The organism is Clostridium cellulovorans 743B, assembly GCF_000145275.1.
GTDB classification, from domain to species: domain Bacteria; phylum Bacillota; class Clostridia; order Clostridiales; family Clostridiaceae; genus Clostridium_K; species Clostridium_K cellulovorans.
In genome coordinates, this window is sequence record NC_014393.1 from 2,934,102 (window position 1) to 2,954,045 (window position 19,944).

The following is a 19,944-nucleotide window of genomic DNA, read 5'->3' on the forward strand; positions in this document are numbered from 1 at the left end:
CTACAAAACTTTATCAATTTCTTCTGCAATTTTAGAAGAATTATCATCTCTAACCATAGTAAAATGATCACCTTTTACTTCGATACAAGTTATATCCAAATTGCCAAAATGCTTTCTCCAACCTTCATAATCCTTGTTTCCTTTTTCAGTTGGACTAAAATAATTTATCCTTATATTAATTTTGCCTTTAGGACAATATTCATCAACTGTGTTTATAATTGTTCTTATTTTGTTTATTGATTTAATTAATTGTTCCAAGTTACAACTGTGGAAATTTGGGATTAATTCAGTAAAATTTCTTGGAATAGCATTTTTAAGCTTTATTAGTTGTTCTATAGTGTTAACTTTTTCAGTTAAAGAACTAACGACTATTTTCCACATATCTTCAAGGTTATCAATCTCACTTAGTTTAGTTGTTATACTACCGTCTTCTATAACTGCTTCTATAAACTCCTTTTCTGATTCTATAGATATTTCTTTAAGCTTCGTTATATACTTAGTTTTTGGTGCCATTGTATCAATCATTGCAAAATATCCTACAGATTCATTTGCTTTCTCAAGTTGTCTTACTATTTCAAAGGCTATACTTCCACCAATACTCCAACCTACTAGATTATAAGTCCCTAATGGTTGAACTTTTTTCATAAAGCTTATGTATTTTGAAGCAATGCTTTCAATGGTTCTATCCTCTGGTGCATATCCACTAAGCTTATCTGCTCTTATTCCCCATACTTTAGAATCAGTAGTTAACCTTGTAGTTAAATCTATATAACCACCGATTTCTCCGCTTCCATCGTGAATGAAGAATAATCCGTTATCTTGGATATTGCCATCCTTAAGTAGCATACATCCTTTGTTAGACTCATCAGATACCCTTGTTTCAGAACCTCTATGATTTTCAGCATTTGCTACTAGAATATTCACAACCTTTGTAAGTTCTCGTGCAGTAGGATTTTTGAATATTTCTGCAAAGGATAGACTTACGTTAAATTCTCTATTTATTTTAAACATAAGCTCTGTTGCCTTTAAAGAATATCCGCCTATCTCAAAGAAATTATCAGTAACTCCCATTTCTTCTATTCCAAGAACCTGCTTCCAAAGTTCTACCATAATCTTTTCTTCTGAAGTTTTTGGTTCCTCATGAATTAGTTCCTTAACCACTTCATATGGTGCTGGTAAAGCCTTTCTGTCAACCTTATCGTTGGAGGTCATTGGTATAGTATCTAGTTTTATAAAGAAAGACGGTATCATGTATTCTGGTAAATCTTCTAGAAGATATTCTCTTAACTCTGATGTATTAAATGTTTCTTCTGATACATAATAAGCACAAATTACTTTTTCACCATTCTTAAGTTCTTTGTCTACTACAGTTACTTTCTTTATTCCTTCATGGGCTATTAATTTATTCTCGATTTCTCCAAGCTCTATTCTGTAGCCTCTTATCTTAACTTGATAATCTATTCTTCCTAAGAATTGAATGTTTCCATCTGGCAGCCATCTTCCAAGGTCTCCAGTTCTATATAGTCTTTCATTAGGAACTGCAATTGTTTCTATAAACTTTTCAGCTGTTAACTCTGGTCTATTTAAATATCCTCTAGCAAGACCATCTCCAGCTACGCAGATTTCTCCAACTACTCCTATTGGTGCTAAAGCTCCTGCTTTATCAAGTATATAGATTCTTGTATTAGTTATCGGCTTACCTATTGGTATTATCCCATTATCAAGCTCAGCTTCTGCCTTCCATGCAGTAGCACATACTGTGGTTTCTGTAGGTCCATAAGCATTTACATATTCAAAATCTTTTTTCCAATTTTCTAAAAGCTCTGGATTTGTAGCAGAACCTGCTGTTATAACCATTCTTAAGGTCTTTAACTTTTCTTTATCAAGGTTTTCTAAATAAGTTGGTGGAAGAGTTGCTATAGTTACTCCTGTGCTATTTAAGTAATCCTCAAATTTTCTACTGTCATTGATAGTGTCCTTAGATACCATTACTAAGGTTGCTCCATTATGCAGTGCCATAAAGATTTCCCAAACTGATGCATCAAAGGAACTACTTGCAAATTGAATTACTGTATCCTTTTCTGTTACCTTGAATTCCTTTTGGAAGAAGGCTTTTAAGTTTGCTACTCCAGTATGTTCAAGCATTACGCCTTTTGGCTTTCCTGTAGATCCAGAAGTATAAATCACATAAGCTAAATTCTCTGCTGTGGTTATTGGCTCTAAATTAGTATCTTCAAACTTATTAGTGGAATCTACTTTATCAAAGTTTTCAGTAATAGCATCAACTATATCTAAGACTTGTCCCTCAAAACGTAAACCTGAGATCTTATATTCATCATTAGTATCACCGTTATTCGGATTTTTCTCAGTAAATTCTAGTTTTAAATCTTCCATTTCTAAACCAGAATCTTCTCTGTAGCGTTCGTCTACAGACTTATCCTTTGCAACTGTAATACCCTTTAATAACGACTTATCACATAACAGTACTTTTGCTCCACTATCCTTAAGCATATATTCTTTTCTTCCCTCAGGATATGTTGGGTCAATTGGCAGGTAAGCTCCTCCTGCTTTTAATACTCCCAGAATTCCTACTATCATCTCTATTGATCTTTCAATCATTATTGCAACAATAGTTTCACCTTGAACTCCTACTTCTCTAAGGTTTCTTGCTAGAATATTAGCCTTTTTATTTAATTCTTCATAAGTGACTTCAGTATCCTCAAAGATTAACGCTATCTTATCTGGATTTTTCATAACCTCTTCTTCAAAGATTTCTTGGATAGTTGAAGTTGACTTATAAGCTTCCTTTGTTTCATTGAAATCTACTAATAGCTTCTGCTTTTCTTTCTCAAGGATTATGTCTATCCTATCTAAAGTTTCCTCTGGATTATCTACTATTTTTTCAAGAAGGTTTAAATAATGTTCTGCAAGATTTTCTATTGTTTCCTTCTTAAATAATTTAGTGCTATATTCTAAGTTAAATATAATTTCATCAGCTGATTCTTCTGCTATCATCGTCATATCGAACTTAGATATATTGCTTTCAACGCCTAAAGCTTTAACTTTTAAGCCTCCTGCTTCAATTTCTTCAGCTTCAACTTCCTCAGTTCCTGTGTTTTGCATAACAAACATCACATCAAATAATGGATTTCTGCTTAAATCTCTTCTTACATCAAGATTTTCTATAAGCTCTTCAAACTGATAATCTTGGTTTGCAAAAGCATTAAGGGAGTTAATTTTAACTTCTTCTAAGAATTCCTTGAAGGTAGCATTTCCTCTTGGATTATTTCTCATAGCTAAAGTATTTACAAACATTCCCACGATATCTTGAAGATCATTATGTGGTCTTCCTGCTGTAGGTAGTCCTACAATAATGTCCTCTTGACTTGTGTATTTGTAAAGAAGTACGTTATAGGCTGCCATAAGCGTCATATACATTGTAGTTCCAGTTTTAAGTGCTAGCTTATTAAGTCTTTCTTTTAGCTGTTTATCAGCTATGAATGCTATAGTATCTCCCTCAAAGGTCTTTATTGCTGGTCTATTGTAATCTGTTGGCAGATTTAGAACAGATATTTCGTCCTTGAACTTATCTAGCCAATATTCCTTTTGTTTGTCCATTATGCCTTTTTCAAACAATTCATTTTGCCATACTGCAAAATCCTTATATCGAAGCTTAAGTTCTGGCAGTCGATTACCATTGTAAAGTTCAACTATCTCTTTTATAAGAATTGCTTCAGAAACTCCATCTGATATTATATGGTGCTTATCATACATAAATATGCAATCACCTGATGCTAATCTTATTAATTTTACTCTCATAACAGGAGCTTTACTTAAATCAAAGGCTTTAACAAATTCATTAATCTTTGCTGATATATATTCTTCATTTTCTGCTATTTCCTCAGAGAAAATCTCTGTTTCAATGTCAAAGTCAACAAAGTCGTTAATCTTCTGTACTAATTGCCCTTGAAACATATGGAAAGATGTTCTCAGTATTTCATGTCTTTCTATAAGCTTTTGGAATACTTCTTTGAATTTTTCAAGTTTTATGCCACCTTCAATTAAATAAGCAGCAGGCATATTGTAGCTAGTATTGGATTGATCCATTCGGTTAATCATAAACATTCTTTTTTCAGTAGCAGACATAGGATAAAAATCTCTTACTTCACTCACTGGCGTAATCTCTGAATAAATAACTTTTGTTTCTGAATTAGCAATAAGTTCAGCTTGTTCCCTTATCGTTGTATGAGTAAAGATTTCTGCTAACTGGATCTCTACATCAAAGACTTTATGAATCTTTGACATAAGAATTGTAGCTTTTAATGAATGTCCTCCTAATTCAAAGAAATTATGAATAGTTCCTATGTTTTCTATTCCCAAAACCTCACTCCAAATTCCTTGAAGCTTTTCTTCTATAATGTTTTCTGGTGCTATATATTCTGTAGCTTCAGTTACTATTTCCTCCGGTGCTGGTAATAAATTTCTATCAACTTTATCATTTGAAGTCATAGGAATAGCCTCTAATTTTATAAAGTACGTTGGTACCATATACTCTGGTAGTTCTTCTAGAAGATACTGTCTTAAATCTGCAACTTTAATTTCTTCTTCAGCTACGTAATAAGCGCATATAACTTTATCGGCATTTTTAAGTTCCTTATCTACTACTGCTACCTTCTTTATTCCTTCATGGGCTATTAATTTATTCTCGATTTCTCCAAGCTCTATTCTATAGCCTCTTATCTTAACTTGATAATCTATTCTTCCTAAAAATTGAATGTTTCCGTCTGGTAGCCATCTTCCAAGGTCTCCAGTTCTATATAATCGTTCATTAGGAACTGCAATTGTTTCTATAAACTTTTCAGCTGTTAACTCTGACCTATTTAAATATCCTCTAGCAAGACCATCTCCAGCTACGCAGATTTCTCCAACTACTCCTATTGGTGCTAAAGCTCCTGCTTTATCAAGTATATAGATTCTTGTATTAGTTATCGGCTTACCTATAGGAATTATTCCATTATCAAGCTCAACTTCTGCCTTCCACGCTGTAGCACATACTGTTGTTTCTGTAGGTCCATAAGCATTTACATATTCGAAATCCTTTTTCCAACTTTCTAAAAGCTCTGGATTTGTAGCAGAACCTGCAGTTATAACCATTCTTAAGGTCTTTAACCTTTCTTTATCAAGGTTTTCTAAATAAGTTGGTGGAAGCGTTGCTATAGTTACTCTTGTGTTATTTAAATAATCCTCAAATTTTCTACTATCATTGATAGTATCCTTAGACACCATTACTAAAGTTGCTCCATTATGCAGTGCCATAAAGATTTCCCAAACTGATGCATCAAAGGAACTACTTGCAAATTGAATTACTGTATCCTTTTCTGTTACCTTGAATTCCTTTTGGAAGAAAGCTTTTAAGTTTGCTACTCCAGTATGTTCAAGCATTACGCCTTTTGGCTTTCCTGTAGATCCAGAAGTATAAATAACATAAGCTAAATTTTCTGCTTTAGTTATTGGCTCTAAATTAGTAGCTTGAAAGTTATTAGTCGAATCTACTTTATCAAAACTCTCCGTGCTAGCAGTAAATATATCCAAGACTTGTCCCTCAAAACATAACCCTAAGTTCTTAGCTTCATCATTGGCATCACAGTTATCCGTATTTTTCTGATTAAATTCTAATTTAAAATCTTTCATTTCTAACTCAGAATCTTCTCCGTGCATCTCATCTACAGACTTATCTTTTACAACTGTAATATCCTTTAATAATGATTTATCACATAATAATACTTTTGCCCCACTATCCTTAAGCATATATTCTTTTCTTCCTTCAGGATATGTTGGGTCAATTGGCAGGTAAGCTCCTCCTGCTTTTAATACTCCCAAAATTCCTACTATCATCTCTATTGATCTCTCAAGCATTATTGCAACAATAGTTTCACCTTGAACTCCTACTTCTCTAAGATTTCTCGCTAGGATATTAGCTTTTTTGTTTAGTTCATTATAGGTCAATTTAGTATCTTCAAAGACTAACGCAATATTATTAGGATTTTTCTTAACCTGTTCTTCAAAAATTTCTTGAATTGTCATTTTTGATTTATATTCTTCTTTTGTGTTATTAAAGTCAACTAAAAGCTTCTGCTTTTCTTCTTTTAAAATAATGTCAAAAGTATCTAAGGTTTCTTCTGGCTTGCTCACTATTTCCTTAAGAAGATATATATAATGTTCTGCAAAATTTTCTATGGTTTCCTTTTTGAACAATTTAGTACTGTACTCTAAGTTAAAGATTATTTCATCTTCTACTTCCGACGCTATCATAGTTAAATCAAATTTCGATATATTATTTTCAGCTTCAATAGCCTTAATCTTTAATCCTTCAGCTTCAAGTACTTCAACATCAATGTTTTGCATTACAAACATTACATCAAATAAAGGGTTTCTGCTTAAATCCCTTCTTATATCCAGGTTATCAATTAATTCTTCAAACTGATAATCTTGATTTGCAAAAGCCTCAAGAGAGTTAATTTTAACTTCTTCTAAGAATTCCTTAAATGTAGTAGTTCCCTTTGGAGTATTCCTTATTGCCAAAGTATTTACGAACATCCCAACTATATCTTGAAGATCATTATGTGGTCTTCCTGCTGTAGGGAGTCCTACAATAATTTCCTCTTGACTTGTGTATTTATAAAGAAGTACATTGTATGCTGCCATAAGAGTCATGTACGTTGTTGTTCCAGTGTTAAGAGCTAGCGTATTGAGTTTTTTCTTTAATTCCTTATCTGCTACAAAAGATATAGCATCACCTTCAAAGTTCTTAACTGCTGGTCTACTATAATCCGTTGGCAAGTTTAAAACAGAAACTCCATCCTTAAATTTATCCATCCAATATTTCTTTTGCTTGTCCATTATTCCTTCTTCAAATAAACTCTTTTGCCATAAAGCAAAATCCTTATATTGCAATCTAGGTTCTGTTAATTCTTTACCGTCATAAAGGTCTATTATTTCTTTTATAAGAATCCCTTCTGAAACACCATCAGATATTATATGATGCTTGTCATACATAAATAAGCAATCACCAGATTTAAGCTTTATTAGCTTCACTCTCATAAGAGGAGCTTTGCTTAAATCAAAGGCTTTAACAAATTCATTAATTTTTTCTATTATATATTGTTCTATATTTGATACTTCTTCAAATAACTCTTCTACTTCAATATTAAAATCCAATGAATTATGAACTTTTTGCACTAATTCTTCTTCAACTATATGGAAGGAAGTTCTTAAAATTTCGTGCCTTGCTATCAATTTCCTAAATGCTTCAGAGAATCTTTCAAAATTAATTCCGCCCTGAATTATGTAGGCAGATGGCATGTTGTAGCTAGTGCTTGACTTATCCATACGGTTAATCAAATACATTCTCTTTTCCGTAGCAGACATTGGATAAAACTCTCTTATTTCTTCCACTGGCCTAATTTCTGAATAAACAGTTCTTAACTCTGAGTTAGCTATAAACTCAGCCTGTTCTTTTACTGTAGTATAAATGAACATATCTGTTAATTGCACTTCAACATTAAAAGCCTTATGAATTTTAGACATTAAAATTGTTGCCTTTAACGAATGTCCTCCTAACTCAAAGAAGTTATGAGCTGTACCAATCTTTTGCATATTACTATGATTTATTTCCAGAACTTCTTGCCAAATATCTAAAAGTTTTTCTTCTATATAATTTTCTGGAGCTACGTACTGAGTTTCAGTAGCTATACTAAGCTCAGGTGTTGGAAGAGCTTTAATATCAATTTTTCCATTAGCGTTTAATGGGAACTTCTCTAATTGTACATAAGAAGAAGGTACCATATATTGCGGAAGAGTTTTTTGAATATGACTATTTATTTCTGCGATACTTATAACCTTATCAGCTATATAATATCCACATATTGCTTTTTCATTTTCAGCTACTTCTATGGCCACAACCAGTGCTTCCTTTATACCATCTAGTTTAACCATAGAAGCTTCAATTTCTCCAAGTTCAATTCTATAGCCTCTTATTTTAACCTGATGATCAATTCTGCCTAAAAACTCAACAGTTCCATCTGGCAGCCATTTTCCTAAGTCTCCGGTTTTATACAACTTCTCACCTAGGTTAAAGGAACTATCAATAAACTTTTCCTTAGTAAGTTCTGGTAGATTTAAATAACCTCTTGCTAAGCCTTTTCCACCTACAGAAATTTCACCTGGAACCCCTATTGGTGCTAGAGTTCCATTATTATCGATAATATACAATTTATTATTTGCAATAGGTTTACCAATGATAGCAGTATTATCTTCATCTATTCCTATAAGCGCAGTACTTGCTACACTATTTTCAGTAGGTCCATATTCATTGATAAGCACAATCTGGGGATTATTTTTTTTACTTAATCTTATTAAGTCATTATCAGCTTTTTCAGCTGCCAAAACTACAAACCTCATTGAATCTAATGTTTCTTCACCGGCCCATTCCAAAATTGCTCTATACATAGATGGTATAAAACTTACATTAGTAACCTTGTGTTTCTTTATTTCCTCTACAGCAAACCCATAGTCCTTGATTTTGCTATTTTCAAGAAGAATGATTTTTCCTCCAGTTAAAAGACTAGTATAAAAGTTTGCGCCAAACCCATCAAAAGAATAAGATACTAATTGAAGTGCCACATCTTTTTCAGTTACTTCATAGGCTGATATTCTCCAAAAAATATAATTTAAAATACTCTTATGTTCGATAATTACGCCCTTTGGCATTCCAGTTGTACCAGATGTATAAATAACATAGGCCATATTATCTTTATTACTAATAGCTTTTAAATTACTTGAATCATTGCTAAATAATTCTTCATTATCAAGAGTTAATATTTCTCCAGAAAAATCCACTACATTTACAAATTTAGCTTCAGCTAAAAGGACTTTTGCCTTACTATCTTTTAGCATATATTCTATTCTTTCTACTGGATAGCTTGGGTCTATAGGTAAATACGCTCCCCCAGCCTTAAGAACTGCTATTATAGCCACAGCTAGTTCTATTGAATTTTCACTGAAAACACCTACGATATCGTCACCTTTAACTCCTTTATCTCTTAAGACTCTTGCAAGAGAATTTGCTTTTTCATTAAGATTCTTATATGCTATTTCATTTTCTCCACAAACTATAGCGATATTATTAGGATATCTTTTTACCATTTCTTCAAATAATTCATGTATCGTCGATGGTTCTTGCCACTGGACTTGTGTATTGTTGAATGTATTTATAAGTTGCTTTTCTTTATCACCCAATATATCAATCTCTGAAAGTTTAATTTCAGGATTATTTAATACCACCTCTAACAGTTTTCTAAAATGTTCAGAAATAGCTTTTATAGTTTTTTCTTTATAAAGTTTTGTACAATATTCTAAAGTAAAATCTATAGTGTTTTCTCCTTCAACTGCAATAAAGCTTAGATCCATTTTTGAAATGTCTGAATCAATTTCATATGACTTAATACTTAAGTTTTCTAAATCAATATAATTATCTTCTGCCATATTTTGAAGCACAAGAACCGTATCGAACAATGGATTTCTACTTAAGTCTCTATTTAAGTCCAGCTTTTCTATAAGTACTTCCAATGGATAGTCTTGATTCTCAAAGGCTTCTAAAGAATTTTCTTTCACCTCAAGTAAAAATTCTCTAAAGTTCTTTTCACCCGAAGGATTATTTCGCATAGCAAGAGTGTTTACAAACATACCCATTACATCTTGAAGTTCTGGATGTGTTCTGCCAGCTATAGGTAAACCTACGATTATATCTTCTTGTCCAGTATATTTATAAAGTAAAGCATTATAGCAAGCTAATAAAACCATATACATTGTAGTATTGGTAGCTTTCATATAAGCTTTTATCTTTTCTGTAAGCTCTTCATTTATACTGAAAGTTATACTATTACCTTCAAAAGCTTTTCTTGAAGGTCTTATATAGTCAGTATAAAGATTTAAAACTGGTATTTCTCCTGATAACTTTGTGAGCCAATATTGTTCTTCTTTTACTATATAATCCTCTGGAAGCTGACTATGCCATAAAGCATAATCTTTATACTGTAATGGAACATTTGGCAACTCTCTACCTTGATAAATCCCGACAAATTCTTTAATCAAAAGCCCATTGGATACTCCATCGGTAATAATATGATGAATATCCACCATTAAAATGTAAGTTTCTTCTTTTTCTTTTAAAACTGTAACTCTCAAAAGAGGCGCTTTTCCTAAGTCAAAAGGTTTTATAAATTTCTCAATTTCATCATCTACAGATTCGTTAGAACCATCAATATATTCTACCTTAAACTCTGTATCTCTATAAATTTTTTGAACTGGTTCTCCGTCAATCAATTCAAAGGTTGTTCTAAATACTTCATGCCTAGCTATCAGTGCCTTAAAAGCATCTTCTAATCTTAGAATATCTATCTCACCTTCAAGTACAAATGTCATCGGAATATTATAGCTCGTATCAACTCCATCAAAACTATTTAAAATGTACATTCTTTCTTGTGCAGGTGATAGCGGATAATATTGTCGACTTTCAGCTTTATTAATCATCCTATAAGATATTTTTCGTGAATTTTCAATTATCTTCGCTAATTCTCTAATTGTTCGTCTTGCAAAAATTTCTCTTAGTGGCAATTGTACCTGGAATTTCTTATATATCTTTGATACTAGAATTGTAGCCTTAAGTGAATGACCTCCAAGTTCAAAAAAATTGTCTGAAGTTCCGATTCTCTCAGTTCCAAGAATTTCTCTCCATATATCAACCAACTTTTCTTCTATTTCATTTTCAGCTTCTGTATATTCAGTTTCTATAACCATAGCCTCTTCTGGTTTTGGCAGTGCCCTTTTGTCAACTTTTCCGTTTATGGTAATTGGTATTTCATCTATTAAAATGGAATAGGTTGGAATCATATATTCTGGTAACCTATGTTTAAGTTCATTCTTTACACCTATTAAATCAATATTCCGATTATCGGTAACCAAGTAAGCACATATAGCTTTTTCCTTTTGTGAAGTTTCAATAGCTATCGCAATAGCTTGTTTTATCCCTTCAATTTCATTTAAGTGCTTTTCTATTTCTCCAAGTTCAATTCTATAACCTCTTATCTTGACTTGATGATCTATTCTACCTAAATATTCAATATTTCCATCAGGTAACCATCGTGCAAGATCTCCAGTACGATATAGTTTTTCACCTTTTCTAAATGGATTCTCAAAAAACTTTTCCTTTGTAAGCTCTGGTTTATTAATATATCCTTTTGCTAATCCATAACCTCCAATACACAATTCACCATAACAACCTTGTGGCACAAGATTATTCTCGTTTAGAATATAAATATCAATATTACTTAATGCTGCACCTATAGACATTTTATCTATGACATTCAGATGATCTTTAGTTATTGTATAAACTGAAGAAACATCACAACACTCTGTAGGACCATAGACATTGCTTATTATCATAGAACTATATTCAAAGACTTTGTACATTTCTGCTACAAGGATTAAGGATAATTCTTCTCCACCTATAAGGAATTGCTTAACAGAAATATTCTTAGTAATCTCAGCTTTACCCTCAAGCATAAGTTTTAAATGCATTGGTGTCCCATCAGAAATATCTATTTTAAAGTCTTCATAGAACTTAAGAAGATTATATCCATCAAATCTTATTTCATTTGGAACTATGCATAAAGTATGTCCAAGCAATAATGCTGGGAATATTTGCTTTACTGATGCATCAAAAACGTACGGAGCAACCAAGGCAACATTGAGTTTTTCTTGGTAGTTTGAATATATTTCTTCTTCTAAACCCAAAACTAAATTTACGACACTTCTATTTTCAATCATCACGCCTTTTGGGGCTCCTGTAGTACCAGATGTATATATAACATAAGCTAAATCTGAGCAATGATAATTTATATCGGTACTAACATCTTTATCGTCTTGAAGTTCTACTGATTCTACTACTATCCTTTCACCAGAATATTCAGCTAAATCCAAGTAATTGTTCAAATGTTTTCTAATCAATAAAATCTGTGCAGAACTATCATTTAACATATAAACTATTCTGTCTTTTGGATAATCTGGATCAATAGGCATATATCCACATCCTGCTTTTAACACGGCTATGATGCTTACAATCATTTCAACAGATCTATCCATTAACAAGGCTACTACGCTTCCTTTTTCAATACCTTTTTCAAATATCCACTGAAAAACAACATTTGCTTTATCGTTTAGCTCTTTATAGCTAAGTTTTTCCTCATTATATCTTACTGCAATAGAATCTGGATTTTTCCTTACCTGCTCTTCAAAAACATCCATTATATGCTTTTCTTCAAAAGTACCTTTTCTATTAACGCTATTACTTAATAACTGAGTTTCTTCATCTTCATCCATTAATCTAACATCCTTTATAAGTGCATTAGGATTTTCTATTATGGATTTTAGTAAGTTAATAAAATATCTGCTAAAGTTTTCTATAGTCTCTTGTTTAAATAACGCTGTGCTATAAGTAAATGCAAAATTAATAGTGTCAGCTTCTTCATGAGCATATAATGTTATATCAAACTTAGATACACTATCTTCGATATCCTCAATGACATCTAATTTCAAGCTACCTGCCATTGCTATTGTTTCTACTGATTTTTCATATGAGAACATAGTGTCAAATAGAGGGTTTCTACTTAAATCCCTCTTTATTTCTAATTTTTCTACTAAGTCTTCAAACTGATAGTCTTGATTTTCAAAGGCATTTAAAGCATTCTTCTTAACTTCCTGCAAAAATTCTCTGAAACTCTTATTTTTCTCAGGATAGTTTCTTAAAACCAAGGTATTTACAAACATACCTACAATACCTTCTAAATCTTGATGTTGTCTTCCTGCAATTGGTGAACCTATAATTATGTCCTCTTGGGCGGTATACTTAGCAAGCAATACATTATATGCAGCTAAAATGAACATATATGTAGTAGTACCTGTAGCTTTTGTAGCCTCAATTAATGGCCTAAACATATTTTTTTCAAGGTTAAATTCGATAGTATTCCCTTGAAGATTTCTTTCTACAGACCTGATGAAATCAGTAGGCATATTAAGAATTGGTAATTCTCCTTGAAACTGTTGCATCCAATATTCTTCTTGGCTATGTATTTCTCCTGATATTAGCTTTGAGTTCTGCCAATCAGCAAAATCCTTATACTGAATTCTTAACTCTTGTAATTCTTCGCCTTCATATAAAGCAACAAACTCTTCTACTAAAATATCTATTGAAACTCCATCAGAAATAATATGATGCATATCCATTAACAATCCATGGACTTCATCTGAAATCTCTACAAGAGCAGTTCTAATTAATGGACCCTTACTTAAATCAAAAGGTCTTATAAAATTCTCAGCTATCTCCTTAAGATTATTTTCTTTAGCTTCAATGTGCTCAATTACAATCTCTGCACATTCGCTTATTATCTGAACTGGCTCTCCATTTCTTGTATCAAAGGTTGTTCTAAGAGATTCATGCCTTTTCACTAGCTTTTCAAAAGCAATTTTAAATTGTTCCTTATTGAGTTGTCCTTTTATCAGCAAGCTATGAGGAATATTATAAGCTGTGCTATCTAATGTAAGCTTATCGATAATATATAACCGCTTTTGAGCAGAGGATAATGGATAATACTCTTGCTGTGGCACTGGTTCTATAGCAGTATAAGCTTGCTTACTTGATCCTATAATATAATTTGCCAAAGCTCTTACTGTTTGTTTTGAGAATACTATACTTAATGGAACTTCTACCTGGAATTCCTTATGAAGTCTTGATACAAGTATCGCAGCCTTTAAGGAATGACCTCCAATACTAAAGAAGTTATCTTCAGCCCCAACATTATTAACTTTTAATATATCTTCCCATAGTTTTGCAATTTTTTCTTCTGTTTCATTCTCTAATGCAACATATTCCTGCCCAGCGTAAATATTGTCCTCTGGTTTTGGAAGTGCTTTTCTATCAACCTTACCATTTGAAGTAAGAGGTATCTTATCAAGATTTATATAAAATGAAGGTATCATATATTCTGGTAACCTTTGAGAAAGAACTTCTCTTATCTCGTTAGTTGATATCTCTCTTTCTGAAGCATAATAAGCACATAAAATTTCACCATTTATAGCTGTTACAACTGCTTCAGTTATTCCTGATATCTTTGTAATCTCCCCTTCGATTTCTTGAAGTTCAATTCTATATCCTCTAATCTTAACTTGATAATCTATTCTTCCTAAAAACTCTATATTTCCATCAGAAAGCCATCTTCCAAGGTCTCCTGTTTTATATATAGTTTCATAGCCGAATTTCTCTGTATTGATAATATTCTTTATAAATTTTTCTTCCGTAAGCTCTGGTCTATTTAAATAGCATCGAGTTACCCCTAAACCAGAAATACATATTTCTCCTGGAGTTCCTAATGGACAAAGATTATTATCTTTATCTAATATATAAATTCTATAATTAGAAATAGGTTTTCCGATTGGAATATTATTTCCTATTGCTTCTTCGTATTTATAATAAGTAGCACATACAGTCGCTTCTGTTGGACCATAAGTATTATAAATTCTTGCATGTTTTTTAAGTTCTGAAATGTACTCCAGTTTTAATACATCTCCACCACTAATGAACGTATGTACATTTTCTATACCACTAATACCATTTAATTCATTTAAAAGCAGTGGTGAACAGCTTATCATGGTTATATTATTTGCTTTGATTATCTTAGTTAAATTTTCTATATCTATTACTTGATATTTTGATGGAATAACAACCTTTCCACCATTAACAAGCACTGGATATACTTCTTCGACAAAAGCATCAAAACAGAAAGACGCTTGCTGAAGGAAAGTATCTGTGCCGCTAACTTTAAACTCCTTTAAAAATGCTTGTATATAAGCTAAAAGATTTCTTTGTTCTACTACAACACCTTTAGCTTTTCCAGTAGATCCTGATGTATAAATTATATAAGCAGCATCATTTAAACTAGTTTTTTCAAGAGAACTTTTGTTGTCCATTGATATAAATGCTTGGTTTTTAAATAACTTCTTTTCAAAGTCTATATCTTCAAAGCACAGAGTTATTCCTTCGAAGGAAGCTTTTGAAATTAAGTCTTTCTGTGTTAAAAGAATGCTACACTTACTATCCTCAAGGATATAGTTTATTCTTTCTTCTGGATAATCCTTATCAATCGGAAGATAAACCCCTCCAGCCTTTTGTACTGCTAAAATTGCTACTATCATTTCAATGGAACGGTCAACTAATATTCCTACTATAACCTCTGACTTCACTCCATTATTTGTTAGTAATGCTGCTACGCAATTAGCTTTTTCATTTAATTCCTCATAAGTTACACTCTTCTCACCTGAAACAACTGCAATTTCCCTTGGAGTTTTTAAGGCTTGCTCTTCAAATAATTGATAAACAAATTTTTCCGTTGGATATTCCATTTCAGTATCATTGAATTCAATCAATAAAGTATTCTTTTCTTCTTCAGATAGCATTTGTGTCTCTGAAATTAACATCTCAGGGTTTTCTGAAATCACAGATAGAATATTAATATAATGCTGAGCAAATCTTTCCATTGTCTCTTTCTTGAAAAGTTTTGTAGCATATTGCAATATGAACTCAATGGAATCTTTTGTTTCATTAGCGTCAAGAGATATATCAAATTTAGCGATACTTATATCTGCTTCTATAGAAGCTAATGTTATATCTGAGTCTTCTGATAAATCATCATCAATATTTTGTATAGTAAACATGGTATCGAAAATAGGATTTCTGCTCATATCTCTTCTTAACTTAAGATTATCCACTAATTCCTCGAATTGATAATCTTGGTTTTCATAAGCTTTAATAGCATTTTCCTTAACCTCTAATAAGAATTCCTTAAAGGTCTTATTACCTGATGGATGATTTCTCATAGCTAAGGTATTTACAAACAATCCTATAATTCCTTGAAGATCTTCATGTGGTCTTCCCGCAATAGGTGTTCCTACTATTATATCTTCTTGATTTGTATACTTATACAGCAATGCATTATATGCAGAAAGTAGAATCATAAATATTGTTGAACCAGTAGCTGATTCTAGGCTCTTTAACTTTCGGGCTATCTCTGGCTTTATGCTAAACTTTATCATATCTCCTTCAAAGCTTTGCACCATTGGTCTTGGATAATCCGTTTGCATATTCAAGGTTGGAATTTCTTCCTTGAACTTATCTAACCAATATTCTTCTTGTTTCTTCATCATATCTGTTTCAAGGATTTTATTTTGCCATTGAGCATAATCTTTATATTGTAGTTTTAGCTCTGGAAGTTCTTCACCTTTGTATAATTCTAAGAATTCACTTACCAATATAGATCCAGATACTCCATCAGCTATAATATGATGCATGTCAAAACAGATAATATGTCTTGAGTTATCTAAGCTTACAACTGCTACTCTTAACAACGGAGCTTCCTTTATGTTAAATGGTCTTACAAATTCTGTAACCTTTGCTTCTACCTCTTCTTCAGTCTTTGCTTCTAATTTTTCTATAGTTAAATCTATTGCATCTAAACCATGTACCTTTTGTACTACCTTATCCTCTTGAACAAAAAGGCTTGTTCTTAATACCTCATGTCTTTCAACTAATTTCAGCAGTACTTTATTAAACTTTCCTAAATTAAGTTCACCTTTTATTTCTAAAGTTTCTGGCATGTTATACGCAATGGTATCTTTGTCCATTTCTTGTATCATGTACATTCTCTTTTGTGCTGAAGAAGCTTCGTAAAATTCTCTCTCTTCTACCTTTTCTATAGCTACATAGCTTCTAGTATCAGTTGAAGATATATATTCACTAAGTCCTTTTATGGTTCCAACAGTGAATATCTCTTTTAGTGGCACTTCTACATTTAAGATTTTATGGATTCTACCAATCATTGTAGTCGCTCTTAAGGAATGTCCTCCTAATTCAAAGAAGTTATCATTTATTCCTATCTTGTCTACGCCTAAGATTTCTTTCCATATTTCCACTAACTGTTCTTCTATTTCATTTCTTGGTGCTTCATATTCTACAGCTGTATCTATTGTTCCCTCTGGTTCTGGTAAGGCTTTTCTGTCTACCTTTCCATTTGGAGATAGTGGAAGCTTTTCTAAGCTTATAAAGAAAGATGGTATCATATAATCTGGTAAGTATTTTTTAACTTCTTCCTTTAATTCCTTAGCATTATATTCTACTTCTGACACATAATAAGCACATAGATATTTGTTTCTACCTTCGCCTTTATCTATGATTACTACGTCCTTAACTCCGTCTATTGCTAGTAGTGTATTTTCTATTTCACCAAGCTCGATTCTGAAACCTCTTACTTTTACTTGGAAGTCTTTTCTTCCTATAAACTCTATATTACCGTCAGGTAACCATTTACCGATGTCTCCAGTTTTATACATTCTAACCTTGTTTTCTTCTTGGAATGGATCAAATCCGAAGGCTTCTTCCGTCTTCTCTGGATTATTGATATACCCTCTTCCTACACAAATACCTGATACACAAATTTCCCCTGGCACTCCAATTGGACAAAGTTCCATGTTTTCACTGATAATGTAGATATTTATGTTGTTTAACGGCTTACCAACTGGAATACTGCTTACATCTGTTGACTCCTCGATTATGTATTGAGTAATGTCATCAGAAGCTTCTGCTGGTCCATAAGCGTTAACCATCTTTTTATCTGGACATAAACTAAACCATCTTTGTATAACATTTGGCTTAGCAGCTTCTCCTGTTATCATAAGATATTTTAAGGAATCAAGGGTTACCTTAGTGGTTTCTATATAATCCATCATTACCATTATGTATGATGGTACTAATTCAAGAAGTGTAACCTTGTCTTTACATACTCTCTCAGTAAACTTCCCTACTTCAAGAATAAGATCATTTGGATATATTGCTGTTGTTCCGCCTAAGGCTAATGCTGCAAAGAACTGCCATACAGATATATCAAAACATTGATTTGCAGTTTGAGCGAATACTAAATTCTCATCTAATGCTAGTTCCTCTTGCTCCGCAAGAATATGATTTAGCATTCCTAGATGTTCAATCATAACTCCCTTTGGTTTTCCTGTTGAACCTGAAGTAAATAAGATGTAAGCTAGGTTATCTTGCGATACTTTTACATCAATATTTTTAGTATCCTCTGCTAAAATTTCTTCCTCTATAAGGTCAAGACAAATTATCTCACCCTTATATTCTGCTTTAAACTCTTCATCAATATATTTAGAAAGAGTTATTACAAAGTTAGCATTTCCATCTTGCAATATTCCTAATTTTCTTTGTGTTGGATATGTTACATCTAGGGGAATGTAAGCACCGCCTGCTTTCCATAAGCCCATTACACTTTCTACAAAGATTGGTGAACGATGAACCATAACACCTACAATGGTTTCCACATTGACACCTTTTCTTCTTAGGTAATTGGCAACTCTATTTGATTTTTCATTTAGTTCCTTATAAGATATCTTTTCATCTTCATATACGACAGCTATCTTATCTGGATTCTTAGCTGCGTTATCTTCAAACAGCTCATGTAAGGTTTTGCTAAAGTCATAATCAACTTTCTTACCATTAAACTCAGTTAATATCTGAGTTTTCTCTTCAGCTGTTATCAAGTTCACTTCTCTTAATTTTGCCTCCGGCTTTATAATTATTGTCTTTAATAAATTAATTAAGTGGTCTCTTATTCTTTCTACTGTTTCCTTTTTGAAAAGTGAGGTGCTATATTCTAGCTCAATTTCAATCTTGTTTTCTTCCTCAACAGCATCAAAGGATAAATCAAATTTAGCTGACTTTGAGTTGATTTCATAAGTCTTTAAAGTTAAATCTCCCATTTCTATTTCAATATCTTCGGTGTTTTGCATTGTAAACATAACATCAAAGAATTGGTTTCTGCTCATATCTCTTGGGATATTTAATTTTTCAACTAACTCTTCAAATTGATAATCTTGATTTTCATATGCCTTTAGAGCTTTTTCTTTTACTGTTCTTAGGTATGACTTAAAGCTTAACTCTTTATCAACCTTGCTTCTTATTGCTAAGGTATTTACAAACATACCTATGATATTTTCTAAATCTCTATGATTTCTTCCAGCTATTGGGCTACCTATTACGATATCTTCTTGTCCACTATATTTAGCTAATAAAACCTTAAGATTTGCAAGTAATACCATATACATAGTGCTTCCAGTTTCTTTTGCTATCTCTCTTAAGCCTTCAGTCACTGTATTATCTAATTCAAAGATTATTCTATCTCCACTGAAATCTTTAACCTTTGGTCTTGGGTAATCTGTTGGCATATTTAGTACAGGTATTTCTTCACTAAATTCCTTCAACCAATATTCTTCTTGTTTTCTAAACTCTTCACTTTCTCTTCTCTTTAACTGCCATGCTGAGTAATCTTTATATTGTACCTTTAATTCTTCTAACTCTTCCCCAGCATACAACTTACTAAACTCACTTGTAAGTATTGCCATAGAAGCTCCATCTGATATTATGTGATGCATATCAAAGCACATGATATGTCTTTCACTACTTAAACTTATGATTAATACTCTTAATAATGGCGCCTTAGTCAAATTAAAGATACTAATAAAATCATTAATCTTTTCTTCAGCTTCTTCTTCACTTTCAGCTTCTATTCTTTCAATATTAAACTCTATGTCTTCTAAGCTGTTTACCTTTTGTACAACAGTGTCTTCTTCAACAAAGAAACTTGTTCTTAAGGCTTCATGTCTTTCGATTAATTTTAAGAAAACTTCATTAAGCTTTGATACATCAAGGTTTCCTAATATCTCCAATACACCTGGAAGATTATATGCTGTACTATCTTTATCTATCTCTTG

Annotated in this window: 1 protein-coding gene (cut by a window edge); it reads right to left on the minus strand. The window is 32.2% G+C overall.

Annotated features, from left to right (window positions below; genetic code table 11):
* Window positions 1-19,944 carry the 3' portion of a non-ribosomal peptide synthetase gene (locus tag CLOCEL_RS12400; RefSeq protein ID WP_013291765.1) on the minus strand. 9,633 nt of this gene lie beyond the right edge of the window, so the window shows 19,944 of its 29,577 coding nt (coding positions 9,634-29,577); the start codon falls outside the window, past its right edge — the gene reads right to left on this strand; it ends in the stop codon at window positions 1-3.